Source organism: Bacillus sp. UNC41MFS5, from assembly GCF_000686805.1.
Genome location: NZ_KK366021.1, coordinates 194,647 through 219,190 on the forward strand (window position 1 = coordinate 194,647; position 24,544 = coordinate 219,190).

The 24,544-nt window shown below is 36.6% G+C and carries 24 protein-coding genes and 1 pseudogene; 16 read left to right on the forward strand and 9 right to left on the reverse strand.

Translation table 11 applies throughout. The features are described 5' to 3' along the window. The first annotated feature begins 308 nt into the window (after positions 1-308). The 5 genes and pseudogenes from BR30_RS0131780 (at position 309) to BR30_RS38305 (ending at position 3,125) form a co-directional block, all read left to right on the forward strand. Positions 309-764, forward strand: coding sequence for a GNAT family N-acetyltransferase (locus tag BR30_RS0131780; RefSeq protein WP_035446478.1), 456 nt, complete (start codon positions 309-311; stop codon positions 762-764). Positions 765-943: 179 nt separating this feature from the next. Further along, the gene (locus BR30_RS0131785) at positions 944-1,474 is read left to right on the forward strand and encodes a YfiT family bacillithiol transferase (protein WP_026568571.1); all 531 of its coding nucleotides are present in this window, start codon (positions 944-946) and stop codon (positions 1,472-1,474) included. A 203-nt stretch (positions 1,475-1,677) separates the two neighbouring features. Continuing rightward, the gene (locus BR30_RS37575; RefSeq protein ID WP_197032451.1) at positions 1,678-2,115 is read left to right on the forward strand and encodes a hypothetical protein; all 438 of its coding nucleotides are present in this window, start codon (positions 1,678-1,680) and stop codon (positions 2,113-2,115) included. 27 nt (positions 2,116-2,142) lie between these two features. Continuing rightward, a pseudogene (locus BR30_RS37580) lies at positions 2,143-2,508 on the forward strand (CPBP family glutamic-type intramembrane protease); the annotation flags it as partial. Between the two features lie 149 nt (positions 2,509-2,657). After that, positions 2,658-3,125 carry a hypothetical protein gene (locus BR30_RS38305; RefSeq protein ID WP_035446459.1) on the forward strand — a complete coding sequence of 156 codons (468 nt, stop codon included), beginning with the start codon at positions 2,658-2,660 and terminating at the stop codon, positions 3,123-3,125. A gap of 66 nt (positions 3,126-3,191) precedes the next feature. On the opposite strand, the gene BR30_RS0131800 is transcribed toward BR30_RS38305, so the two are convergent. Continuing rightward, positions 3,192-3,563, reverse strand: coding sequence for a hypothetical protein (locus BR30_RS0131800; protein WP_051633871.1), 372 nt, complete (start codon positions 3,561-3,563; stop codon positions 3,192-3,194). Between the two features lie 308 nt (positions 3,564-3,871). Here BR30_RS0131800 and BR30_RS0131805 point away from each other — a divergent pair, with 308 nt between their 5' ends. Both BR30_RS0131805 and BR30_RS0131810 read left to right on the forward strand, forming a co-directional pair. Further along, the gene (locus BR30_RS0131805) at positions 3,872-4,342 is read left to right on the forward strand and encodes a hypothetical protein (protein ID WP_026568574.1); all 471 of its coding nucleotides are present in this window, start codon (positions 3,872-3,874) and stop codon (positions 4,340-4,342) included. Then, positions 4,343-4,840, forward strand: coding sequence for a hypothetical protein (locus BR30_RS0131810; RefSeq protein WP_026568575.1), 498 nt, complete (start codon positions 4,343-4,345; stop codon positions 4,838-4,840). Positions 4,841-5,234: 394 nt separating this feature from the next. Here BR30_RS0131810 and BR30_RS0131815 read toward each other — a convergent pair whose 3' ends face one another. Further along, complete coding sequence (locus BR30_RS0131815) at positions 5,235-6,206, reverse strand: NAD(P)-dependent alcohol dehydrogenase (protein WP_026568576.1); 972 nt, start codon at positions 6,204-6,206, stop codon at positions 5,235-5,237. A gap of 176 nt (positions 6,207-6,382) precedes the next feature. Between BR30_RS0131815 and BR30_RS0131820 the strand changes: the two genes are divergently transcribed. After that, on the forward strand, positions 6,383-7,255 hold the full coding sequence (locus BR30_RS0131820; RefSeq protein WP_026568577.1) for an AraC family transcriptional regulator: 873 nt from the start codon (positions 6,383-6,385) through the stop codon (positions 7,253-7,255). Positions 7,256-7,320: 65 nt separating this feature from the next. Here the strand turns inward: BR30_RS0131820 and BR30_RS0131825 are convergent, their stop codons facing one another. Both BR30_RS0131825 and BR30_RS0131830 read right to left on the reverse strand, forming a co-directional pair. Further along, positions 7,321-8,553 carry an aminopeptidase gene (locus BR30_RS0131825; protein WP_026568578.1) on the reverse strand — a complete coding sequence of 411 codons (1,233 nt, stop codon included), beginning with the start codon at positions 8,551-8,553 and terminating at the stop codon, positions 7,321-7,323. 207 nt (positions 8,554-8,760) lie between these two features. After that, on the reverse strand, positions 8,761-9,885 hold the full coding sequence (locus tag BR30_RS0131830) for an ROK family transcriptional regulator (protein ID WP_026568579.1): 1,125 nt from the start codon (positions 9,883-9,885) through the stop codon (positions 8,761-8,763). A 219-nt stretch (positions 9,886-10,104) separates the two neighbouring features. On the opposite strand from BR30_RS0131830, the gene BR30_RS0131835 reads away from it, so the two are divergent. The 6 genes from BR30_RS0131835 to BR30_RS0131860 all read left to right on the forward strand — a co-directional run bounded on the left by BR30_RS0131835 (position 10,105) and on the right by BR30_RS0131860 (position 16,420). After that, complete coding sequence (locus tag BR30_RS0131835; protein ID WP_026568580.1) at positions 10,105-10,881, forward strand: SDR family oxidoreductase; 777 nt, start codon at positions 10,105-10,107, stop codon at positions 10,879-10,881. Between the two features lie 30 nt (positions 10,882-10,911). After that, positions 10,912-12,441, forward strand: coding sequence for an FGGY-family carbohydrate kinase (locus BR30_RS0131840; protein ID WP_026568581.1), 1,530 nt, complete (start codon positions 10,912-10,914; stop codon positions 12,439-12,441). Between the two features lie 36 nt (positions 12,442-12,477). Next, positions 12,478-13,839, forward strand: coding sequence for an MFS transporter (locus BR30_RS0131845; protein ID WP_026568582.1), 1,362 nt, complete (start codon positions 12,478-12,480; stop codon positions 13,837-13,839). A gap of 356 nt (positions 13,840-14,195) precedes the next feature. Next, a complete protein-coding gene (locus BR30_RS0131850) occupies positions 14,196-14,531 on the forward strand; it encodes an ArsR/SmtB family transcription factor (protein WP_026568583.1) in 336 nt (111 codons plus the stop codon). A 41-nt stretch (positions 14,532-14,572) separates the two neighbouring features. Continuing rightward, a complete protein-coding gene (locus BR30_RS0131855) occupies positions 14,573-15,571 on the forward strand; it encodes an NADP-dependent oxidoreductase (protein ID WP_026568584.1) in 999 nt (332 codons plus the stop codon). Positions 15,572-15,916: 345 nt separating this feature from the next. Continuing rightward, positions 15,917-16,420: an Rrf2 family transcriptional regulator gene (locus tag BR30_RS0131860; RefSeq protein ID WP_026568585.1), complete on the forward strand. Its 504-nt coding sequence runs from the start codon at positions 15,917-15,919 to the stop codon at positions 16,418-16,420. A gap of 217 nt (positions 16,421-16,637) precedes the next feature. On the opposite strand, the gene BR30_RS0131870 is transcribed toward BR30_RS0131860, so the two are convergent. From BR30_RS0131870 to BR30_RS0131880, 3 genes are all read right to left on the reverse strand, one after another. Continuing rightward, complete coding sequence (locus tag BR30_RS0131870; protein WP_026568586.1) at positions 16,638-17,084, reverse strand: carboxymuconolactone decarboxylase family protein; 447 nt, start codon at positions 17,082-17,084, stop codon at positions 16,638-16,640. 321 nt (positions 17,085-17,405) lie between these two features. Next, a complete protein-coding gene (locus BR30_RS0131875) occupies positions 17,406-18,191 on the reverse strand; it encodes an SDR family oxidoreductase (RefSeq protein WP_026568587.1) in 786 nt (261 codons plus the stop codon). Positions 18,192-18,328: 137 nt separating this feature from the next. Further along, positions 18,329-19,066, reverse strand: coding sequence for an SDR family NAD(P)-dependent oxidoreductase (locus BR30_RS0131880; protein WP_026568588.1), 738 nt, complete (start codon positions 19,064-19,066; stop codon positions 18,329-18,331). Between the two features lie 197 nt (positions 19,067-19,263). On the opposite strand from BR30_RS0131880, the gene BR30_RS0131885 reads away from it, so the two are divergent. Both BR30_RS0131885 and BR30_RS35025 read left to right on the forward strand, forming a co-directional pair. Further along, a complete protein-coding gene (locus BR30_RS0131885; RefSeq protein WP_026568589.1) occupies positions 19,264-19,872 on the forward strand; it encodes a TetR/AcrR family transcriptional regulator in 609 nt (202 codons plus the stop codon). 32 nt (positions 19,873-19,904) lie between these two features. Next, positions 19,905-20,150 (forward strand): signal peptidase II, encoded by a 246-nt coding sequence (locus BR30_RS35025; RefSeq protein ID WP_269320670.1) that lies wholly within the window; start codon positions 19,905-19,907, stop codon positions 20,148-20,150. A 127-nt stretch (positions 20,151-20,277) separates the two neighbouring features. On the opposite strand, the gene BR30_RS0131895 is transcribed toward BR30_RS35025, so the two are convergent. Continuing rightward, positions 20,278-22,743: a restriction endonuclease-like protein gene (locus BR30_RS0131895; RefSeq protein WP_026568590.1), complete on the reverse strand. Its 2,466-nt coding sequence runs from the start codon at positions 22,741-22,743 to the stop codon at positions 20,278-20,280. Further along, positions 22,715-24,541, reverse strand: a complete 1,827-nt coding sequence (locus BR30_RS37585) for an AAA family ATPase (RefSeq protein ID WP_051633872.1) — start codon at positions 24,539-24,541, stop codon at positions 22,715-22,717. The genes BR30_RS0131895 and BR30_RS37585 overlap by 29 nt, the downstream gene beginning before the upstream one ends. Positions 24,542-24,544: the final 3 nt, after the last annotated feature.

Genomic DNA, 24,544 nt, shown 5'->3' on the forward strand with positions numbered 1-24,544 from the left:
CATTTATGTCATTTGAGATTAATGAATTTAGGTGGACTGTGTATTGCTATTTTTTAATAATAGTTTTAATTAAAGCAGTTCTCTAACCTGTAGAAATGCTTTAAGCCGCCAAATAATTAGTTCATTAGTTAAAATAATATGTGAACCAAAGTACTAAAACTAAAGGGTGCTTGAGTTATAGATTAGAGCTGTCATTAAGGCAGCTTTTTCTTGTTGAACAAACGTCGCAGTTTAGTTGAACAAAATTTAAATCTGTAGTTTAATTTATTGCAGAACATTCAAAAAAATAGGGGGGACTTAATTTGGAAATGTGGGTTAATAAAGGATTTTCAATTTCTACAAATAAAGAGTATTTAGATTTAACATTAATACATACCTTCTTGAGTCAAGAGGCCTATTGGTCAAAGGGGATACCCAAGCAAATAGTAAAAAAGGCAATTGAAAATTCTCCGTTAAGTTTTGGAGTTTATAAAGGTGAAGTAGGTAAAGACGTTATTGAACAAGTTGGTTTTGCAAGGGTAATTTCTGATTTAGCAACTTATGCCTATCTAAGTGATGTGTTTATATTGCCAAATTATCGGAAATTAGGGTTATCAAAATGGTTAATGGGTATTATCACAAACCATTCCGAATTACAGGGAGTTCGTAGATTTATGTTAGCTACTAATGATGCACAATCATTATATAACCAATACGGTTTTGAACAGATTGTTAATCCAGAACTATTTATGCAAAAGGTACTTAAAAATCCATATCAACAATAAAAACTCTTTTAACGATTGCAAGAGTTCAAGATCCAGCTGCCATTAGCGGCATTTCTTGTTTCACTTGGGCAGAATAGTAAAACAAAATCTTCGACCCTGTGGTAAAAAATGGTGAGAGCTATTTAAACGATTCATTTAGTTAGCCACAAAAACCAAGGAATTTTTAGGGGGAATAGTAGATGGATATGAAATACCCAATTGGCACTTTTCAATTTGATGGTGAAATTTCTAGCAGTGTTACAAGTCTTTGGATAAATGAGATTGAAGATTTACCAAGATTATTACGAGATGCTGTAGAAGACTTAGATAATGAACAGCTTGATACAGCTTATCGTTCTGGAGGGTGGACTGTTCGACAAGTAATACATCACCTTGCAGATAGTCATATGAATGCCTACGTTCGTTTTAAATTGGCTCTTACGGAAGAAAATCCTGTAATTAAGCCATATGACGAAACGAAATGGGCGGAACTATCTGATTATAAATTGCCAATTGATACTTCACTTTTACTTCTCGAAACATTACACAAACGCTGGACCAACCTTTTACGTAGTCTAACTCTTGCTGATATGGAAAAGACATTTATTCATCCAGATTCAGGTGAAGTTTCAGTAGGTAAAAATATAGGAATCTATGCCTGGCACGGTAGACATCATCTTGCACATATTACTTCCTTATGTAATCGTAAGGGTTGGCAAAGGACTTTGTGAACGATTACACTTAAAGAAACGGTGGCGTTAATCCAAGAAGGATTAACGCTTTTTTTATTAGAACTTATTAAGCTCATTGGGTCAATTTAATATAAAAAATCACCTGTTAGAATACTCACCAAAAATAAACATTAACTTAATGTTTAAAATATTAAATCTTAATAGGATTAAAGTAAGATAAAAAGAAAAAAGGAGGAAAAGAAATGGTAATCGAGAAATATCGGCATCCAATTTTGTTCTATGGATTATCCATTGTAGTTCCGTGGATATTGTGGTTTATTGCAGCATATATCAGTCATATTGAACCCAGTAGAAATCTATATGTTATCTTAGTAAGCATTTTGGGGATTATTGGCTTATCGAGTCCATTGGTCATTGCTTGTGTTTTAATGCTCCCAGATCCTTACTTACGAAAGGATTTTTTGAACAGGTTTGTTAATTTCAATACCATAAAACCATTTTACATTATTGTAACATGTTTTCTTATGATCACGAGTATTCTTCTTGCACAGGGAATTTCTTTGCTTTTCGGATATAGTGCTTCTCAATTTGCACTCTCAGGAAAGTCTTCATTTTCAGCAGGTTTTTTTCCAGCCTGGTTTTTGCTCTTTTTTGCTCCTATACTAGAAGAATTGGCCTGACACTCATATGGCACAGACAGCTTACGAAAACGATTTAATCTTTTCACTGTTTCTATGATTTTTGCTATTTTCTGGGCATTTTGGCATTTCCCTCTTTCTTTTATTAAAGGTTACTATCAAAGCAATCTAGTCGAAACAGGGGTACTATATTCGATAAATTTTGTGGTTAGTCTCATTCCCTTTGTTCTATTGATGAACTGGTTATACTATAAAACAGGAAGAAATATTATTGTTGCAATCGTTTTTCATATTTCAGCGGGGCTTTTCAATGAAGTATTTTTAACACATCCAATGAGTAAAGTCATACAAACCGTTCTTTTGCTTATTTTAACTACTGTAATAGTAATAAAAAATCGGAGTTTCTTTTTCAAGTTAGAATATCACGAAAAATGATATAATTTGTGAAGGATTGCACTTAAAGTAACCGATGCGATTGTTCAAGATGAACAGTCGCTTTTTTACTAACAGTGCCGTTTAATTGAAGAGGAACAACTGATAAAATAAATAGCTATAAATCAATTTTTTAAAGGTGTTGTTATTTTGTGGGACAAGTAAGATTGTACAGAATATCTCTGCAATTAATATTAGTTTTTATGGTTGCAGGAATATTATTGTTTATATTGTCCATTGTGGCTTTAAGGGCTGCCCCCATCGTGTCAATTTTGATGATTATTTTTTCAACTTTCACGATAGGTTCTTCAATTTATCTATGGCGAAAGAGAAATGAAGGTAAGGGATTTTATTGGGATGATGAAGGAATTGTAATCGACATAAAAGGAAATAAGGTTTATTGGGATGAAATTGAAGACATTCAATTTTATAAAAATAGCACCAACAGTTTTTCAAAGGCTACTGTAATTTACCCTCACTATACAAATCACGAAAAAATAAGAATGCGTCGTAAGAAGTTACTGCCAACACCTGCACATTCAATTGATAGGATTTTAATCGAAAATCCAAAGGAATTTCACAATAATTTAATAAAAGTTTGGGAAGAAAAAAATAATTAGCCTTTTTCTTGTTCAACTAGGTGCAGGTTAGTTCAAAAAAGAGATGTTTAATTGTAACATCTCTTTTTACTCCTCTTCCTCTTCAGTTTTCAACATTTCTTCATCTATGATGTCAACTAATTCTTGAATACTGTACATATATAGAACAACCTCTTTTATAACGGTTCCTTTAGGACCGTCTTGAATATGAACTTCGCCTTCAATTCGTATCTTAGTTGGCTTTCCTTTATAAATAACATCAAAGGTTCCAAACTCTTTAACTTCATTGTGTTTCATTTTATCGATTTCGGAATGAATGGTATTGATTTCATCTTGACTAAAACCTGACTCCAATACAGAGGATGATAAATGTTTTAAAAATGGTTCTACCTTTTCAAGGTCAAAATTCATTCCAGCTGCATGTGGTGCTTCTTTATAATCATTTTTGTTTGTGAACAAATAAATAGTTCCTCCAACTAAAAGTATTATAAGAACACCTATAATCCATCTAGTAATAGGATTTCCCCCTTTCTCTCCTTAATTATAAAAAAGAAAGAATCACAGATAACTATGAAAATAATTCCAGATTACTCTAATTGGAAATGTCAGTGATTGAAGGGTTCTTTTTTAACTAACGAGTAGAAAGAGTGAAATAAAGCAACGCTATCTTGAGATGCTTATATAGTGTTAAATCTTATTCCTTATTATGTATAAATCCTTTTATTTATTCAAAGTATAAATATGATAAAAATAGAGGTGAACTTACGATGGCATTATCAATCATTGTTTATATAGCGTGGCTAGGTATTTCGATATTTTATGCTATGAAAAAACCATTATCAAAAATAGAAATTTCCGCCATCATTTTTTTCATATTTATTATTGATATTAACCGGGGTTGGATAACAAATGATGAACTAAAATATATTACATATTCTAAAGTTCCATTAAATTATACAGCATATATTATTCATCGTACCTTTATTACCCCATTGTTTATAGTACTTGGTATGAGTAGTATTCCTAGAAACTCGACAGTGTTAAAGAAAATTATAACAATACTTATTTCTTCCTTTGTTTTAGTATTAATTAAAATTGTTTTACTAAAATTTGATATTGTCTATTTCCATCAATGGAATTTGATTTATGATTTTCTATACTATGTCTTATTACATTTGTTAGGATACTTTATTCTATATTATTACAACTCATTAGTTTTAAAAGGAGCTAAAAGATAAATGATTTGGATCGGCAACTTTAGCCTAAATGAGATATCACTAATTATAATGAATATTATCGGCTACTCATTAATGTTCTTCTTACCAAAAAAACTAAGCAGGGAAGTAACTTTTATAAGTGTGCTTACAGGTGTAGCAACAGGTATGATGTTTGATTTTACACTTGGTGGAGGTCTCCTGGATTTTTACAAGCAAAATGATTCTAATCACTATGAACTATTTGATTTGTTCTATTATTCGTTATTTGCACCGTTTGGTTATTTTTTCATGTATTTTTATCATGTGTTACGGATTAATAAAATCACATTTATCTTTTACATTACTTCTTGGTCTATTATTGGTATTACAGTTCAATGGATATTTACACTTCTTCATATCCTTACTTATCAAAATAACTATCAATTATCGTACTCTTTTCCTATATTCTTACTAACTCAAACATTGACAGGGCTCTATTACGTTTTCATTACTAGAGATAACAGTAGAAAACTGACCTAAGAATATCAAATAGTTTGTGAAGAACTATACTTAGAATACAGGTGCTAAGGAAAGGTATCTCCCTATATACGGAGATGATATAACTCAAAAAATACACATTAAAAAAGTGGAGAAAATAGGGCAATTTGCTATGCTTCATTATACAAAAAAATAATTCTCATTATCATCCCTTTTTCAAACAAAAAGCACCGCAAAATACGGTGCGAATGGTTATGCATTTTACTTAATATTTATAGCTGTAAAATTCAAGTTTTGTGATAGGAAACGGAACCCGTTAGGTAACTTTCTGCCTTTTTCACCCTAAATTCCTGCAATGCTAGAAACTTATCTATCTCTATTTGTATAAAATTAGAAGTGTGATAGCATAGTGTCGCATTTATAGTGATTTGTTACTTTATTCCACAGTTATGACGACATTTCCCTTCTTATGTCCTTTCTCGACATATCTATGAGCTTCAACGATTTCTTCAAACGCATAAGATTTGTCTATGACCACTTTTAACTTCCCTGCCTCCACAAGTTCTTTAAGGAAGTCTAGTGCTTCTGGAGTTTCGGGAGAATTTCGACTCAATAATAATTTCTTGCTGCTAGACAATTTAGTCCATAGCATCGGTACACTCGGCAGCGGTTCAGTGATATTGATATAGGTACCGTCCTTCTTTAGCAATTTCATACATGCTGAAAAGGAACTCTTGTTTACCGCTTCAAAGATGACATCATATGTGTAGTCTGTCCTAGAAAAATCTTCTGCCGTATAATCAATGACTTTGTCGGCACCCAAAGATTTTACCCATTCCAAATTCGTGGTACTGCATACCCCTGTAACGTTTGCTCCAAAATACTTGGCAAGCTGCACGGCATAACTTCCAACACTTCCTGAAGCACCATAGACTAGAACCTTTTGGCCGTTCTGAATATTAGCTTTCCTAAGAAAATACAAGGCTGTGCGCGCTCCAATTGGAATGGCTGCGGCTTCCTCATAAGTTGTGTTCGAAGGTTTAATTGTTACAGGACCATCTTCCGGCAGACACTTATACTCGGCATAGGCTCCAAAACTCGTCAGAGATGCGGCAAAAACCTGGTCGCCTTCCTTAAACCTTTTGACATCCTTCCCTGCTGACTCCACTTCACCCGCTAATTCCATCCCTAAGATCTCTTTCTTGGGCTGTCTGAAACCAAGTGTGATTCGGGCTGGCAGCCAAAAAGCGGGAGGAACGGTAAAACTCCGGGACCGGATATCTGCAACTGTTACGGTTGTCGCTTTTATTTTTACCAGTATTTCATTATCTTTAGGAACAGGTTTTTCTACCTCTTTCAGTTGAAGAACTTCCGGTGGTCCGTACTTAGTGTACACAATGGCTCTCATGTTTTTTCCTCCGTTTTGTTATATTTATTAATATCTATATTTAGGAATAAATAGAACATCGTCTTATTGTTGGAGTGAAATTGCTCATAGTGGGCGAAAACCCTACATATTGGTGCACAAAATGTCGGATGTACACATCCCACTCCTGTTATTCTTTTATTCAAGGAGGTCATCAAATGGATTTGCTAAAGAACATGAATCTTGCCATACAGTATATTGAGGAGAAACTTACCGAAGAGATTGACTTTAAAGAGGTAGCAAGGCTGGCTTTTAGTTCTGAATATCACTTTAAAAGGATGTTTTCCTTTCTTGCAGGAATTACGTTATCAGAATATATTCGCCGGAGACGACTTACTCTTGCCGCATTTGAACTACGTAATCGTAACTTAAGAATTATTGATGTCGCTATTAAATACGGATACAGTTCATCAGATTCTTTTACCAGAGCCTTTCAAAGTCTACATGGTGTCACACCGTCAGATGCCAGAATTAATGGACACGCATTAAAGGCCTATCCACGAATGACCTTCCAGTTATCAATTAAAGGAGGTAGTGAAATGAACTACCGAATAGAAGTAAAAGAAGCATTTCATATAGTTGGTTACATGAAAAGAGTGCCTATTGTTTTCCAAGGTGAAAACCCTGAAATCACTGCTATGTGGAAGTCATTGAGTATGGAGACCATTAATAAACTTAAAGAACTATCTAATATTGAGCCAAAAGGGCTGATTCAAGCATCCTTAAATTTTTCGGAAGGACGGATGGAAGAAAAAGGTGAGCTTGATCATTATATAGGTGTGGTGACAACTCATGAAGGTCCAGAAGTCTTTTCAAAACTTGAGGTTCCTGCCTCTACCTGGGCAGTTTTCGAATCAGAGGGGCCATTTCCTCAAACACTACAGGAAACTTGGGGAAGAATATATTCTGAATGGTTTCCTTCCTCAAGCTATCAGCAGACCGAAGGACCTGAAATTTTATCAATCAAAAGTAGCGATTTAAAATCACCAACTGTAAAAAGTGAAATTTGGATTCCAATTTTGAAAAAGTAAATCAGTTATGAAAAAATCCAATGAACTGATTAATAACTCATTGGATTTTTTTCAAAAAAGGGGAATTAAAATGCCCAGTTCCCATTTCGGAAAATGGGTTCGATTCTTCCGTCTGGAAGCATACCGTCAATATCCATATCACGAGAGCCAATCATAAAATCTACGTGTGTCATACTTTCATTCAAACCGATTTTCGCAAGTTCTTCTTTAGACATCGTTTTTCCTTCGTCTAAACAAAACGGAAATCCTTCGCCAATTGCTAAGTGATTTGACGCATTTTCGTCGAAAAGTGTGTTATAAAAAATGGTGTTTGATTTTGAAATAGGCGACTGATGCGGAACGAGAGCTATTTCCCCAAGATACCTGCTGCCATCATCTGTTTCAATCAATTGTTTAAGTGTGTCATACCCGTTCTCACAGGTGAAATCTACGATTTTTCCTTCTTTAAATGTTAAGGTAAAGTTTTCGATAAGGTTTCCTGAGTAACTTAACGGTTTTGTACTAGTAACGATGCCGTTTACCCCGTATTTATTAGGAGAAGTGAACACTTCTTCTGTAGGCATATTCGCTATGAAAAGTGTCCCTTTTTCATTATGATTTCCTGCACTCATCCATTTATGTTTTTCTGGCAGTTCCACGGTTAAATCAGTGCCTGGGGCACGGTAATGTAGTGATTTGTATTTACGTCCATTTAAATAATTAGCTTTACTATCTAGAGCTGCTATGTGTTCTTTCCATGCACCAATTGTATCCTCATGGTCGATTCTCGTTGCAGAAAAAATAGCATCCCAAAGCGCATTGATTCGTTCCGTTTTATCAATATTCGGGAACACTTTATCAGCCCAAGCCTGATTAGGATACGCGACAATCGTCCAGGCAATTTTATCACTCAACATATAGGTTCGAAACTTGGTAAGTGCTGTACCTGATGCTTTATTAAAATTCGAGATTCGCTCTTGTTCAATTCCATTTAATAGATCTGGATTTCTTGAGTCAATCAGGATAAAGGCAGCATTCTTTTCAGCTAGCTCTTCACGCTGCATGACACGGTAGGTTGGGAAATCGGTAAAAACTTCATCGGCTGCTGATTCATATTTCATTCGGGTTAAAACGTCATCATTCCATTCATAGATGACTTCGCTTGCACCGATTTCATAGGATCTTTTTGTAATTAATTTAACAAATTCATAACTTTCAATAGAAGCTGAAATAAATAAAATTTGCCCCTTTTGAACATTTGCTCCGATTTCAACTGCCAGAGCAGCGTATTTCTCTAATTTTTCTTGAAAAGTTCTCATATCATTTCCCCTTTGTATTAAATTTCTTGCAAATACAAATAAATAAAGGTCTTTTAAGAAGTATAAATACCTTCAATTCTTAGACGGAATAATACGGATTTGGTTTCTTCTGTAATTAAAAAAGTTAACTCATCTTTTATTCAAGGTGTCTATTGAAAATAGCCCCTCTCATTATTTGAGAGGGGTTTATCTATTGTAAAAAAATCATTAAATAGAATTCAAAAAGGATTGAATAAATGGGATAGCAGCACCTACAGGTACCCCATTTACGGATGAACGGCTTATATGAATAAAAGGCTCGTTGCTTGGAAATGCAGATTTTTCATTAATTTTTTCATGAAGAATGTCAATGTCTTCTTTTTTTAAGTATGGAGATAGATGTCCACCTAGTATAAATTCTCTGTTAAGGACAAGATGGATATTGTTGATTGAAAATGCCAATTGATCTAAAAAGGAATTCCACCTCTCAGTATACGAAGGGATACCCGTACGAACCTGTTGGAAGAAAAAATCTAATGACTCATCTTCATCCAGAAGGGCATTAATAGAGCTATACGTTTCCATGCATCCTTTTTTTCCGCAGTAACAGGAAGGCCCGTCAGGATTAATCGTCATATGCTCGATCGTTCCGCCATGTCCTTGTTTTCCCATATAAATTTGATTATTGATAATAATGGCTCCGCCAAGGTGGGGACCAATCGAGAGATAAACAGCATCTCCAATATCATTTCCTACCCACAACTCAGTTGTTGCTGCACACTTTGCATCATGTAAAAACATACAAGGATAATGGAGAAATTGTAAAAAAACCCCAATCTCTAATCCTGTTGGGATTAATATTTTTCCATATGTTATTTTTTTCCCGTCATTTGATGTTAATCCTTGTACGGCAAAACCAATCCCGAGAATTTGATCCTCTTCCACATTAAGAGATGTGATGAAAGACTGTACAGCATAGCTTAGCTCTTTATAATACCTTTCCACATTGGAATAATCCATCGCAAGTATCTGTTGCTGAAAAGCATGGCCACGTAAATTAATGGCTAAAATTCGTACGGTCCTTTTCTGAATTTCTATTCCAATGCTGATACGAGCCTGAGGACATATTGCATAAGCTGTGGCACGCCTGCCAACCGAAGATTCAAACTGTCCACTCTTCTCAATCAATTTTTCTTTTTCCAAGCGAACGAGATTTTGGGTCACAGTTGGTAAACTCAAATTTAGTTGATTCGCAATTTCTTGTTTAGAAAGTTTCTGATTTTGGTAAATGAGATGATAAATCGAGGAGTAATTACCTCTTTTTATATCTTTAAATGTGATGCCATTGTCCATGAAATACCTCATTTTACAAAATGATTTTATAAAAGGATTTTTTAAATTTTGTTTAAATATATCACATAAATACATACAATCACAACTTTGTCATCAAGCGTCTGCCATTTTAATATTTTGTCCTTATTGACATCAATAAGAAAACGTTTTATTATGTAAATACATTTTATAAAACAATTTTATAAAATTCATTTCATAAAAAAGGAATGGGGAAAAAACATGGGTATTATTGAAAAAATGAGACTAGACGGAAAGAAAATTTTTGTCACAGGTGGTGCAAGAGGAATTGGTAAAAGTGTTGCAACTGCTTTTGCTGAAGCAGGAGCAGATGTTGCCATTATTGACCTGGATATCGAGGAAGCAAGAAAAACAGCAAAAGAACTAGAAGAAAATAATGGGATTCAATCCATTGCCATCAAGGCAGATGTTACAAACCCAGAAGATGTAAATGCCATGATTGAAAAAGTACTGGATGCTTTCGGCCGTTTAGATGTTGCCTTCTGTAATGCCGGAATCTGTATGAATGTTCCAGCAGAGGAAATGACGTATGAACAGTGGAAGAAAGTGATTGATATTAATCTCTCAGGCGTTTTTCTTACAGCGCAGGCAGCAGGTAAAGTCATGTTAAAACAAGGCGGTGGTTCTATTATAAATACGGCATCGATGTCAGGGCATATTGTGAATGTGCCACAACCGCAATCTTCCTACAATGCCTCAAAAGCCGGAGTGATCCAATTGACAAAATCCCTCGCGGTAGAATGGGCGACTAGAAATGTCCGCGTAAATTCTATTAGTCCTGGATATATTGGAACCGAACTTACATTAAATTCTCCGAGCTTACAGCCATTGATTCAACAGTGGAATGAAATGGCACCGCTTCACCGAATGGGGAGACCGGAAGAACTTCAGTCCGTCTGTGTCTATCTTGCAGGAGATACTAGCAGCTTCACTACAGGATCTGACTTTGTCATCGATGGTGCCTTTACTTGTATTTAATAGACTAAAAGATTCTTAGGAGGACTAGCTATGAAGTACTTACTTGGTACAGATATCGGAACATCCGGCACCAAAACCATCCTAATGGACACAGAAGGCAATTTGATTGCTCAAGATTTACAGGAATACGATGTTTTGACCCCAAAGCCTTTATGGGCAGAGCAGTGGCCAGATGTATGGCTTGATGCAGCAAAAACATCAATTAGAAACACGGTACAAAAGTCAGGAATTCCATCGGAGAACATAAAGGGTATCGCTATAAGCGGTCTATATGGGGGTTCAGGAATTCCCTTGGACGGAAACATGGAGCCTGTTAGGCCGTGCATGATTTGGATGGATCGAAGAGCAGAAGCCGAAACAAAATGGGTAATCGATACGATTGGAGAAGAAAAACTACTCGACATTACCCATAATGGAGCCGACCCTTATTATGGCTTTACCAAAATGTTATGGATGAAAAATCATGAACCGGAAAATTGGAATAAAACCAAGCTTTTTCTCCCTCCAAATGATTATGTCATTTATAAGCTGACTGGAGAAATTGCCATTGATTATTCTTCTGCAGGAAATATCGGTGGAATTTTTGATATGAATAACAGGACCTGGTCAAAAGAAATGATGGATGCGATGGGAATTCCTCTTTCGATGATGCCAGAAACGATGGTGGAATCAACTGATATTGTAGGTGGTTTGGCAAAAGAAGCCGCAGCCGAGTTGGGGCTTTCTGAAGGAATGCCAGTTATCGCCAGTGGCATTGACTGTGGTGCTGCCAATATCGGTCTCGGTGTATTTGAATCAGGGATTTATGCAGCAGCCATTGGAACTTCTATGTGCGCAGCCTTCATTTCCGATAAACCAGTGAAAGGAAAAGATTTGATTGTATGGCCCTACTTATTTGATGCCAAAAGACTTTCCTATAATTTTGCTGGTGGAGCGACAGCTGGAGCAATCGTGAAATGGTTTCGTCAAACGATGTGTCAATATGAATTGGAAGCAGAAAAAGCGGGCGGGAAAAATGCCTATGATCTATTAAATGAACAAGCTGCAGAAATACCAGCTGGAAGCGATGGGTTGATTGTCCTTCCATACTTTATGGGAGAAAGAAGTCCAATTTGGGATTCCTATGCAAAAGGTACGATCGTGGGACTTTCATTAGCACATACTAAAGCGCATATTTATCGTGCCTTCCTGGAAGCGGTTGCGTTCTCTTTACGGGATGCAATCGAAGCGACAGGAGAAGATCTCGGAGAATATATCCTCCTTGCCGGTGGAGTCACCAAGTCAAAATTATGGAGACAAATCTTTGCCGATGTCACGGGCTATCCAGTGGTCTGTCCCATTCATGATGTAGAAGCGAATATGGGTGATGTCATGCTAGCTGGAATTGGCACAGGTCTTCTCTCTTATGAAGATGTGAAGAAATGGCAGGTTCTAGACCAGAAGATCATGCCTAATAAAGAGAATCATCAGAAATATACTGAGTATTACCAAGTTTATAAATCTATCTATCAAAATTTAAAGTCTGATATGAAAACGTTGACAAGACTTTCTGCAAGATAATTTGTGCATAAGCAAAATAAAGGATAGGTGATGCAGATGAACAGATGGAAAAAAAGAATTGGATACGGGGCTGGCGACTTCGCCTGCAACCTCGTATTTAGTACAATGGCGTCTTATTTGTTGTTTTTTTATACCGATGTCTTTGGAATCACCGCAACCGTTGCCGGTACTTTAATGTTAGTAACCAAAATCATCGATGCATTTGCCGATACGGGTATGGGATTATTGGTCGATCGGACTAGTACAAGATGGGGACAAGGAAGACCTTACTTCATAATCGGAGCAATTCCGTTTGCTGTTTTTACCATCATGACCTTTGTTATTCCGGATTTCAGTATGTCTGGAAAGGTTCTCTGGGCTTATATCACTTATTGCTTGTTGAACATTGCTTATACAGTGGTCAATATCCCATTAAATACGATTGTACCAAGGTTAACGTCTGATAACCATGAGCGGAACTGGTTAGTATCGACTAGGATGATTTGTGCATTAATTGGAACCGCTTTAGTTATGACGATTACGACGCCTCTTGTCACTTTCTTTGGACAAGGTGATAACCAAAAAGGCTATTTGATTACAATGACCATTTATGGCATCGCCGCGGTGTTCGTGTTTGTGTTTACCTTTATGAACACAAAAGAGGTGGTTCCGCCTACCGTTCAACCTGGGAAGTCCTCTTTTAAAGACGATTTTAAAGGATTGACGGGCCCTGCTGTTATTTTCTTTATCTTGAACTTTCTCTATTTTGGTCTTTTTGTCATTCGAAATACAACAGTGATCTACTATTTCACCTATAATCTGGGACGTACGGATTGGCTGACGTTTGTGGGACTATTCGGCATTCTCTCTGGACTGCCAATGCTCCTGCTCTTGCCTTGGCTTCAAAAGAAAATGCCGAAGAAAAATGTATTGCTTTTAAGTACGGTCATTTATATTGTCGGAGATTTAGTGATGTATTTCGGAAAGTCATCACCTGTCTTACTGATTGCCGGGTTGACGATTACCGGGCTAGGGATTTATGGCATCTTCGGCACTACCTTTGCGATTCAGCCAGATGTTATTGATTATTCAGAGTACAAAAACAACAGAAGTATTGCTGGGATGATTGCAGCCTTTCAAGGTTTTTCTGTAAAAGTAAGCTTGGGTCTTGGGAGTGCACTCGTTGGAGTTATTTTGAAAATGGGCGGATATGTTCCAAATGCCACACAAACCGCTAAAGCTTTATCATATATTGAAATAAGTTTTATCTGGGTGCCATTGGTCATTTGTTTACTGATTGGAATCACGATATGGTTCTATAAACTAGATGATAAACGGGCCGAAATGGATGTAGAACTCGACCGTCGACGTGCATTGGTAAACCAAAAGGTTGAAAGCCAAAGTATCGTAAACCTCTAATGAATTAGAGCCTTTCTGAATAGAGAGGCTCTTTTCTTATGTTACGAACAGTGACGGTGCATTCTGCAAGAAAGAAGGACTATTATATTGCTATTTTATTTAAAGTTTACTTATCTAGTGTTTATTCTTTTTAACGGATCAAGTGGAATACTACAGTGGCTTGAATTCTTAGAGCATAGTCCCCTTTTTTTATGTTGCTGAACATTAATAGTTAATGATGCCTCCCCTCTAAGATGTATTCGTCTCGATTTTCTTTCTCAATATTGCACCTAACCTAACATTAGTATATTGTTGTATTCAGTTATATGGTTCATCAACTTAAACCATTAAACTGATTATTGGAGGTATTTTACTGAATGAATAAACAGGACCAACTAAATATGATCAAAGAGGATTTTATTAATTGTCAAAAAGTACTATTGGCAATTGGTGATGAAACACGTCAATCGATCTTGTTAGTTCTAATGGGGACGGATTGTCAAACAGGATTACGTGTGGGTGAAATCACTGAACAAACACATCTTTCTCGACCTGCTGTGTCCCATCATCTTAAGGTTTTACGAGATGCCGGTGTTATTTTAATGCGTAAAGAAGGGACAAAAAACTTTTATTATATTAATGTACGTACAGAATTAGGTTTATTAAGAACGCTTGTGTTGGATATTGATAAGTTCATGCAGAACTTTTATTGAAAGGATGGAATTTAAACACACATTATGTGGGGGTATAGTCTATGAGAGCAATGGTTATTGATATGTATGGGAAAGTTCCAATGCGTTTGGCAGAAATGCCCACACCTGAAATTGATGAATATGAGGTACTCGCAGAAATTCATGCAGCTAGTATTAATCCTGTTGATTTTAAAATACGCGATGGGAAAGTGAAATTGTTAGTTAAATATAAAATGCCTCTTATCTTAGGGAATGACTTTTCTGGTGTGGTTGCAAAGGTTGGCGCAAAAGTGACTCGTTTTAAAGTTGGTGACGAAATATATGCACGTCCACGTAAGAGTAAAATCGGTACTTTTGCTGAATATATCGCAATTCATGAAGATGACATCGCACTAAACCCTAAAAATTTGAGCTTTGAAGAAGCAGCATCGATCCCGCTGGTTGGGTTAACCTCCTATCAAGCCCTAACAGACATTTTGCAATTACAAAAGGGCCAAAAGATTTTAATTCACGCTGGGGCTGGAGGTGTCGGTACCTTTGCTATTCAACTGGCCAAATTAATGGGTGCCACTGTTGCAACGACTGCCAGCGATGCTGGTGCGAATTTAGTAAAATCTCTTGGTGCAGATGAAATAATAAATTACAAGACAGAAAAATTTGAAGAGATACTGAAAAACTATGATGCCGTATTTGATACCCTTGGGGGCGAGATACTCGAAAAATCATTCGAAGTGATAAAAAGCGGAGGAAAAGTGGTTTCCGTTTCGGGATTACCGAATGCTCGTTTTGGTAAAGAATATGGTTCCGGATTTTTTAAAACGTTGTTGTTTTCAGCAGCAAGTCATAAACTTACTGAGCTTGAAAAAAAGCATAATGTTCAATATACGTTTTTGTTTATGAAGCCAAGTGGAGAGCAATTACGTATAATCTCAAACTTTATTGAGGCTGGTAAAATCAAACCTATAATTGATAGAGTTTTTCCTTTTGAAGATGCTCAAAAAGCGATGGAATATGCGGAGTCAGGAAGGGCGAAAGGGAAAATAATATTAAAAATCAGATAGTTGTTAAAAGAAGCAAAAAATATATGCTAACTTTCCATTTTTTCTTTTTAATGATTCTATAAAAGTCATTTCCTTTTAATCAATCTTTATTCTAAAGCTACAAATGATATTCAACGAACAGGCCCTTTAATAAAATAAGTATTTATTATTAAATAAGGCTTTATATACAAGATTTTAAGCATAACTTCTAAAAACCAACATTAATCCCAAAATTTCATATTTATCTCTACTCAACAGAGTCTGTTAATAATGCCACAGAAGGCAAATTAGCAAGTTTGACAAAAAAATTAAATATACCTAATATAAATATTAATCTCTTTACTCAAATAGGAAGCAGGTGTTTGCATGCAGTATAGTATTGGAGTTGAATATGGCCTGCATTGCCTTGTTTATTTAATTGATATCCCTCCAGATTCAAGCATAGGAATAAAAGACCTTTCTGCCTTTCAAGGCATTTCAGAGACATATCTCTCAAAAATTTTTGCCAAATTAGCCAAGGCAGGTATCGTAAATTCAGTACCTGGAGTTAAGGGCGGCTATAGATTAGCAAGGTCCCCAGAAGAAATTTCTTTTTGGGATGTAATTGAAGCGATTGAAGGGAAAAGGCCCATTTTTCAATGCAAAAACATAAAAGATAATGGCCTTCTGGTTCGAGATAACCAAAACTCCAGCTGCTGCTCAGAAACTTCGACTTGCACCATTAATCTAGTTATGCTTGAGGCAGAAGAAAATATGCGCAATTTTTTACGTAAAAAGACCCTTTCATGGCTAAATGAAGAGCTTGATCATGTTTTATCGAAACAAACACGTCAAGATACACGTGCATATTTTGAGAAGAGCAACAGTTAATCAGACACCCCTTCCCCCTCTATCCTGCAAGTTAAGGGGGTCTTTACCCAATTACCGAAAAATTTCAAAAAAACGGCACCGAAAACAAACATCCTATCCCGATTCATTTCCCCTCCTAAAACCAATTTCTCTTATCTTTTGATAATCCCTATATTACAAATCAAGCGCTAATTCCTTTTCAAGATTAGCGCCCGATTAATGTATAGACATAAAAATTCTATTTTGCCGCAGTTGCGAAATTTCCCATTGAAATCGAGATTCGATTCCAACTATTAATTTGATTGATCAAAATAACAAGATCTACATAGTCCTTTTCACTAAAATGAATACGTACTCGATTATAAAGCTCATCAGGTACTCGCTTAGTTGGTACTAACGTCACATGTTCAGTTAATTCTAATGCTACTTTCTCAGCATCCGTGTAGAAGTCACAATCTTCCCATGTGCCAACGCAGTATAATCGCTGTTCCGTTTCACCCATTTTTCGAGCATCAGCGGTATGCATATTAAGACAAAAAGCACAGCCATTAATTTGAGAAGCACGGATTTTAATTAGTTCACGGAGTTTACGGTCTATTCCAGTAGATTTAGTGTACTTCTCCATTTCCATCATTATATTAAGTGCTTCAGGTGCTATATCATAATAATTAATACGTAGTTCCATTTCCATTCCCCCTACGATTATAGATACAGTTAATCGTCGATTAACTGTATCTATAATCTACACCTATAATTAGCTTTTGTCAAACCAGGATTATGGTTGTCCTTAGAATAGAACTTTAAAAACTAAGCCTAGATATGTATTACTGCTAATCTATTATTAACAGTTTCCGCCAGGTAAAAAAGAACCTTGCTTTATTCAACAAGGTTCATCGAGGTATAAAATGAGCACGGGACGATTCCCGTGCTCATTTGTTTTGTATATCTAGTGGAATAGGAATTGACGGTTAGATTAGTTTAATAAGGAGAACTCTCTCCTCACCTCTTAATATTTATAAGATTGTCCACCATCAATTGGAATAACAGTTGCGTTGATGAAATTTGCTTGATTAGATAGTAGGAACGCTACCAAATAACCCACTTCTTCTGGTTTACCGAAACGTTTCATTGGGTTTGGCTGAACAAATTGTTTTCCTACCTCTTCCCAGTTATCTGGATCCATTTGTTTTAATGAACCTTCGACCATCGGTGTCATGATTGCTCCAGGTGCAATGGCTTTGATGCTGATTCCATATTGACCGTATTCAATTCCAGAGTTTCTTGTTAATCCGACCACGCCGTGTTTACTTGCTGCATAACCAGATTGATTTCCTACCCCGCGAATACCACCAACAGAAGCAGTATTAACAATAGAGCCAAAACCTTGTTCTCTCATGACTTTCAATACGTGTTTCATACCATAAAACACACCATTTAAATTAACACTAACAACTTTTTGGAATTCCTCAATGCCAAAATCCTCTGTTAGGTTTTGTTTTCCTTCGATTCCTGCGTTGTTGAAGAAACCATGGATTTTCCCAAATTTCTCAACTGTTTCATTTACATAGCTTTCAACGGCTTGTTCATCTGCCACATTTGCAGTGATCAGCAGCATTTCTGCGTTTGGTGCCACTTCTAACACTTTGCTTTTTGTTTCTTCTAATGAAGCAGCGTTTAAATCAACAAGTGAAAGTTTCGCTCCTTCTTTTGCTACTTGTAAAGCAGAGGCTTGTCCTAAACCAGAACCTGCACCTGTAATTAAAACCACTTTTCCATCAAAACGATTACTCATTGGAAATTTCCTCCCTTTGTTTTTGTTTCAAGGTTTAAAGCGTATTTTTAAAAATTATTTTTAATTGAAATATCTCATACTAAAGATATATACTGGTGAAATGTCATTCTTTTACTTTACTTAGTTCCCATGATTTATTATTGTGCTGTATATCCGCCATCCACAATCAAACTATTACCAGTCATGAATGAAGAATCATCAGAAGCCATGAATAATACTGCTTTTGCCATTTCTTCTGCTTTACCAAGACGTTTCATCGGGGTTACGGCAGCTAAAGCTTGCTTGCTTTCTTCCGGAATAATTGGTGTGTCAATAAAACCAGGGCATAATGAGTTAATACGAATATTTTGTTCTGCATATTCAAGTGCAAGAGAACGAGTTAAGTTAATCACGCCGCCTTTTGCCGCGTTATAGGCTGCTGAACCTGGTGATCCAACCCAACCGTACATAGATGCCGTATTAATAATCGTGCCGCCACCTGTTTTTAACATTTCTCGGATGGATTCACGTGCTACTAAGAAAACGCCATCTAAGTCAACATTTACGGTGTTGCGCCATTCTGAGTACTCTAACTCATGTGAAGGATGAACACGGCCAATCCCCGCATTGTTGAAGACTACATCCACTTTGCCGAACGTTTCAACGGTTTGTTGAAAGATATTTGCGACTTCTTCTTCATTCGTAATATTTGCTTTTATAAAAAGAGCTTCGGCATTAAGCGCTTTCAACTCTGCCTCAAATGCTTTCCCTTTTTCCTCATTTAAATCAACAAGAACCACTTTGGCTCCTTCTGAAACAAATAAACGTGCTGTTGCTGCCCCAATACCAGATGCTCCACCTGTAATCACAGCTACTTTGTCTTGTAATTTTCCCATCCTAAATCCTCCTCGTAGTATCAAGAATTCTTTAGCACATTCTAGAGAAAAATAATAGATATATCTATTATCTGTGCTATATTGTTCACAATTTAATTGTACTATTTTGTTCACAATTAACAATCATTAAGATATCATTAAGTGTCTACTGGTTAGACACTTATGCTAAATCTGTCTATATTGAGGAAGGTTTTTTCATGAATAATGAACAAAATACAACGTCTCAACGACAAAACCGGACAAAAGCTCATTTAAAGCAAGCATTGACTGAACTCATAAAAGAGAAGGGGTACCATTCCGTTACTGTAAAAGACATTGTCGATTACGCCGCTTATAATCGCAGTACTTTTTATATCCATTACATAGATAAACTGGAATTGGCTGAGGATTTACTTGTTTCCATGCTTCAGGAATTAGAAGATTCTGTAGGCAAGGCCTATGTACCTGGTCAAAAGGTTTATTCAGCCAAGCTAAATGCACCTTCTTTTAATATCGTTTCTTATATCTATAAAAACCAGAGTTTTTTTACATTAATAAACTACGATGACACGCTACCAGGATTGCATACACGGTTCCCTCAAACAATCTTAAAAATCTATAAGGAACAATTTATTTTCGAAACCATCAACAATATCCCAGTAAATATGGATTATTTTAAACGTTATACAGCCTATGGCTTTTACGGTCTCCTTCATACTTGGATCCAAAATGGCTTCAAAGAAACGCCAGAAGATTTTATCCAAGAAGTCATTGATCTTACTAAAACTCATATTCACTCATTTCAATTTATTGGACAAAACAAATAACTATCTGCACCAGCATGGAGAAAATATAGAATATTTTTGTAGGTGTTTTATATTTTCGGAGAACCGGGAAAATGAAGAGTGCTCTCATCGATTGTAGTTTTGGATTCCTAGTCGGAGGAGCAATTGGAAATGGTACCGATAGACTTTTGTTTGGGCAGGTGACAGATTTTATCATTCGCTCTGGCGGAATTCTTAACTTGACCGACCATGCTATCGAGATGGGTGGGTTACTGCTTATTATTTACTTGGTCGTTAGATGGTTAAAAAATAAGCACTAGATTCTCCCACAAATGCTTTGGCGATTAAACAATACCACAAAAGGCATAATTTATAGCAAAAACCTTGCTGGGATAATCAGCAAGGTTCAATGATAATTTTATATTTACCGCTAATTTTATTACCTTTTCACAATTCATTAATAAAAGATAAAACCTTCCTAAAGACAACTGATGGGTGCTGAATTAGTAAATCAGAATTTACAATCTGTTCTTTTTCATTCTGCCTAATACAAATCGTGTGATTCTCAGTATTAAAATGAATCTCCATTTCCTTAAACGAAAATATTTCAACCTTTGAAGCTTCATCAAGGTTATGGTCATTAAGTGTAATGGCTACTCTATCAGAAACTCGGCGCAACATCTTCCAAAGCGTGGTCTCTTGTTCATTTTTCATATAGAGCTCCGGTAACTCCTTTGCCTCATTCAGTTGGTTTAAAGTTGTCATCATATAGATGGCAATTCCATACTTTACTGGTTTAATCAGTTGTTTCATTGACTGCCATTCTCGTATATGAAAAATAACTTCGCGATTTTCCGTTGAAACTCGATCAATTTTTCCATATTCACCAATGCCATTATGATCCTTTACATCAACTGTTGTATATAGGGCAACATACTTCGCTTCTTGCCAGCCTTTATTTAATTTTGTTTCAGGAACCTTAAAGAATCTATTTCGAATAAAAGTATCATAGTCATTGGGAGTTGAAACAGTCCCAACCAGTACCTTGTCTACCAGGCTGGATTCCCATTCCCCTTTTGCACCACGTGGCAAAATACCTTCACGCTGAATTTCCTCAGGGCTTTTTTCAATCAAGTGCTCCACGAATCGTTCCACTAGATCCGTAGCCTGGGGCAAAAATGGAAGGCCTCCTATATTCACTGAATTTATACTATTATAAAGCAAATGATTCTGATATCCAGCTTCGTCAGCCCATGGAAATAAAACATAGGCCCCAAACGCGGTTCGCTCATATGGTCCATTATTCATGGCAACTAATGAGTCTCGATACCGGTGCATGGTGTTGATATCCTCTTCCATAGGTCCCGGTGATTGATAACGTGTCTTGTAGGAACTATCATCTTGGGCGTAATCCACTCGATATTTTGCATCAAATACATAGTTAAAGGTGTAATCCCTACCCTTTTTAGAAATCGTTAGCATTGAATCTGGTTTTTGCAAAATAGTTGGTAAGTCTCTTTCAAATTTCTGATAGACTAAGGTAATCTCCTCCTTTGTAATGGGATGCTCGAATCTACGCTCCGCTTTTTGATTCTTTTCTAAATTGACAAATAGTCCGTCCCGATTCACTTTGATAATGTCCTGACTTAATATCGTATATTTGCGGCTCAGAATTTGGCCAAGCTTCAGGAATGTCCAATATTCATATAAAGTCGCGACATCCTTCACCGACATTTGATACATCTTGGATTGAAGCATTAACCCTTTCGAGACGGTTAGAAAAATTTGAAATGCATCATGATAGCCTGGAGCCATTTGCAGCACTAGGCTCATCACCGAACGATCTAACCTGCCGATTTTCTGCCAAAAATGGCTCTTTCTTCGAGTTACAAGTGTTTCCCTCATTTCCGTTAAATGCCCCATTAACTCTTGATCAGGCTCAACCTTCCACCGATTATTTGGATTTTTCAAGGCTCTGATTAAATCCCCCAATTTATCCTCAAGCCGCTGCATCATCCATTTTACATAACGGTTCTCTAAGGTATCATACAGTAGCTCCTTCTTTGCCTTTACTCCTTCACGCGGCATGACGGTTTTACTATGAATTTCAATCCCACGATCAACATCTACAAACTGCTGACCCCGCTTTTGGAGATATTTCCGTGTATAAGAATCCGTTTTACTAAGCTGGTCTCCCCTTACTTTCACATACGTCGTTTCTAGTTTATGATGCGGCTGACGTTCAATCCTATTAATAGCTTGAATAAACTGTTGAAAATGCTTCGTGATTAATCGGTAAAACTCCGCACGACTCGGATTGCCATCCAGTTTGATATTGGCTCCTAAATACGTTTTCCGAATAAAATGGAAAGCTAGATTGTAGATTTCATCATTCACTTCTTCGATTAATTTATTATAATCGTTTCGATAGTCTAACTTAGACGGGAAAATTTCAAGCGTAACCTCTAAAATACTTTCGCCTTTGGAGCGAATTTCAAATGTCGAATACCCCACTTCATTTTGGAATTGGAGATTCCCCATTAGAACAGGCATCCCTGCCGCATCCTCTAATGAAATTGCCTCACGAAACAAAGGATATTCATGATAAAATTCCAACTGTTGCTTCTGTTTCGGAACAACAAAGACCTGGTAAATTCCATTCTCGAAAAAAATTGGCCGAACATTCTGCTTCGGAGAAAGTTCACCACGTTCAATATCATAAACCAGAACGGACTCTACAGAATGCCCCTTTGTAGAAAAAAACATTTCATCATGGCGATCCAGCTTCCGATACTGCTTGAGACCTTCATAGCGATGATGGTATGGCTTGCCCTTGATAACCAAAGCGAATTCTGTGGCTTCTATTTTGACTAATACAACATCATCACGAGATCCAGAAGGAAGTGAACCCATCGTCTTTTAACCTCCTAAGCATCTCTAATACCTTGGTTGCACTATTCCGATACTTAGCCTGTTTCAGTTCTTCTTCATAACTCTCTAGATTTTCTATATATTTTCTGCCAGTGAATAAGTGATAAAGTTCGCTTAATAACCGCTCAACCCGTTTGTCACTCCCAGAAATCCGTGGAAGAATCTTTTGGAGAATACAATGGTCAAAAGCAACTTTAAAATCCATAAGATTGCTATTCTCGTTGTAATCTAGATAAAAACAGATTTCATCCCGTACACGATAACCGACATGTGCATTGATTACCTGTAATGATTTATTCAAGGTTTCCAATTCTACAGTCACTTTTTCTACTAGTGCTTTATTTGAACCATATAAATCCTTTAAATGCAGATAGTTTGCACGGAATTTAATATCTGTAACAGCAATGGGTTGCACCTCTTCCCCTTCCTCAAGGAAAGATAAATTAGTTAATTCCACACGATTAAACTCAATGGTGTTGGCACGATCTAACACCTTTTTGCTAAATGGATGTGTCGTCTCATCCATATTGACTGTACCGATAATATAAAGATTGGTTGGAAGTTTGATATCTCGTTTTGCCGTTTCGGCTGATAAAAGAGTGGATGTTACAATCTCCTCGCCCTGCTTTTTTCGGCTCTCCATTACACTTAAGATGTCACTAAAATAATGCTCCACCCTTGCTAGATTCATCTCATCCAGTAACACAAAATATGGGTGGTCAGGATTTTTCTCAGCTTTTTCTATTACCTTTGTAAGCGGACCAGGCTTAAAATCATCTTTAATATCAACATATCCAAGCAAATCCGAACTATCACTCCAGTCCGGTCGGACAGGAATTAACTTAAATCGGCCATTTTCTTCCGTCGCTCCAACACTCTCAGCAAACCATTGGACGATTTTTGTCTTACCGGTCCCTGAGATACCAGAGAGAATGACAAATGGCTTGGTCTTAATCGATAAAAATAAGTTAATTACTTCTTCTCTTGAATAATGGAAGCCTTTTGATTTTATGTAGGAGTGAATATGGTCAATTAGGTCTTTATTGGATAACAAAATCTCTGGCTTTTCTATTACCATATCGTCCGGCTTATTATCAATTATATAATCTATTGTGCTCTTCTCCTTTAGCGGGATATATTTGCCAGTATTGATCCACTCCAGCCAAGGGTCAGGTGCGTTTTCCGTAAAAGGCTCCCCTTTGTGAAGGTCTTCAATCCATGCCCTTTTTATCGTTTTGACATCTAAAATGGTGAAAATTGATAGGTAATTTGGGATGGACCCCTCTGTGCTTTCGTGCGAAATGATTTTTAGAATATCAGAATCGTTTTCATCTACTGCCCCAGGTACAGCTAGACCACGAAAAATGACATCTCTTCCTCTCTTCCCTTTCGCAAACACAAAAAATGGAGGAACATTTTTTCGATTTCCATCAAGAAATTCATCAAAAGAATAACGGAGGATTAAATTTCCTTTTTTCGCGGTCTCATGTATACCACGGCCCGCTTTCCGATTGTCTCCATAGTAATAAAATTTTCCTGTTTCAAGTTCAATTCGATTCGACCATTCATCATGTGAAAGATCAGAATAGAGTACACAATATTTTGTATTTACTCCATTACGGGCACCTACGGGTCTAAATCCCCCTTGGTTTTCGCATCCCATTAATTTCGATAAAGGGTCATCACCCGCATTCCCTTTCGTTCCACCTTCATATATAGCCCCTATTTTTAAATCGGCTTTTGGTAAGTCAGTAACAGCTATTGTATATGCGCTAGTCATTTA

Coding starts and splice junctions, on each gene's coding strand:
- BR30_RS0131780 (WP_035446478.1), top strand. CDS start 309: ATGTGGGTTAATAAAGGATTTTCAATTTCTACAAATAAAGAGTATTTA.
- BR30_RS0131785 (WP_026568571.1), top strand. CDS start 944: ATGGATATGAAATACCCAATTGGCACTTTTCAATTTGATGGTGAAATT.
- BR30_RS37575 (WP_197032451.1), top strand. CDS start 1,678: ATGGTAATCGAGAAATATCGGCATCCAATTTTGTTCTATGGATTATCC.
- BR30_RS0131805 (WP_026568574.1), top strand. CDS start 3,872: ATGGCATTATCAATCATTGTTTATATAGCGTGGCTAGGTATTTCGATA.
- BR30_RS0131810 (WP_026568575.1), top strand. CDS start 4,343: ATGATTTGGATCGGCAACTTTAGCCTAAATGAGATATCACTAATTATA.
- BR30_RS0131815 (WP_026568576.1), bottom strand. CDS start 6,206: ATGAGAGCCATTGTGTACACTAAGTACGGACCACCGGAAGTTCTTCAA.
- BR30_RS0131820 (WP_026568577.1), top strand. CDS start 6,383: ATGGATTTGCTAAAGAACATGAATCTTGCCATACAGTATATTGAGGAG.
- BR30_RS0131825 (WP_026568578.1), bottom strand. CDS start 8,553: ATGAGAACTTTTCAAGAAAAATTAGAGAAATACGCTGCTCTGGCAGTT.
- BR30_RS0131830 (WP_026568579.1), bottom strand. CDS start 9,885: ATGGACAATGGCATCACATTTAAAGATATAAAAAGAGGTAATTACTCC.
- BR30_RS0131835 (WP_026568580.1), top strand. CDS start 10,105: ATGGGTATTATTGAAAAAATGAGACTAGACGGAAAGAAAATTTTTGTC.
- BR30_RS0131840 (WP_026568581.1), top strand. CDS start 10,912: ATGAAGTACTTACTTGGTACAGATATCGGAACATCCGGCACCAAAACC.
- BR30_RS0131845 (WP_026568582.1), top strand. CDS start 12,478: ATGAACAGATGGAAAAAAAGAATTGGATACGGGGCTGGCGACTTCGCC.
- BR30_RS0131850 (WP_026568583.1), top strand. CDS start 14,196: ATGAATAAACAGGACCAACTAAATATGATCAAAGAGGATTTTATTAAT.
- BR30_RS0131855 (WP_026568584.1), top strand. CDS start 14,573: ATGAGAGCAATGGTTATTGATATGTATGGGAAAGTTCCAATGCGTTTG.
- BR30_RS0131860 (WP_026568585.1), top strand. CDS start 15,917: ATGCAGTATAGTATTGGAGTTGAATATGGCCTGCATTGCCTTGTTTAT.
- BR30_RS0131870 (WP_026568586.1), bottom strand. CDS start 17,084: ATGGAACTACGTATTAATTATTATGATATAGCACCTGAAGCACTTAAT.
- BR30_RS0131875 (WP_026568587.1), bottom strand. CDS start 18,191: ATGAGTAATCGTTTTGATGGAAAAGTGGTTTTAATTACAGGTGCAGGT.
- BR30_RS0131880 (WP_026568588.1), bottom strand. CDS start 19,066: ATGGGAAAATTACAAGACAAAGTAGCTGTGATTACAGGTGGAGCATCT.
- BR30_RS0131885 (WP_026568589.1), top strand. CDS start 19,264: ATGAATAATGAACAAAATACAACGTCTCAACGACAAAACCGGACAAAA.
- BR30_RS0131895 (WP_026568590.1), bottom strand. CDS start 22,743: ATGGGTTCACTTCCTTCTGGATCTCGTGATGATGTTGTATTAGTCAAA.
- BR30_RS37585 (WP_051633872.1), bottom strand. CDS start 24,541: ATGACTAGCGCATATACAATAGCTGTTACTGACTTACCAAAAGCCGAT.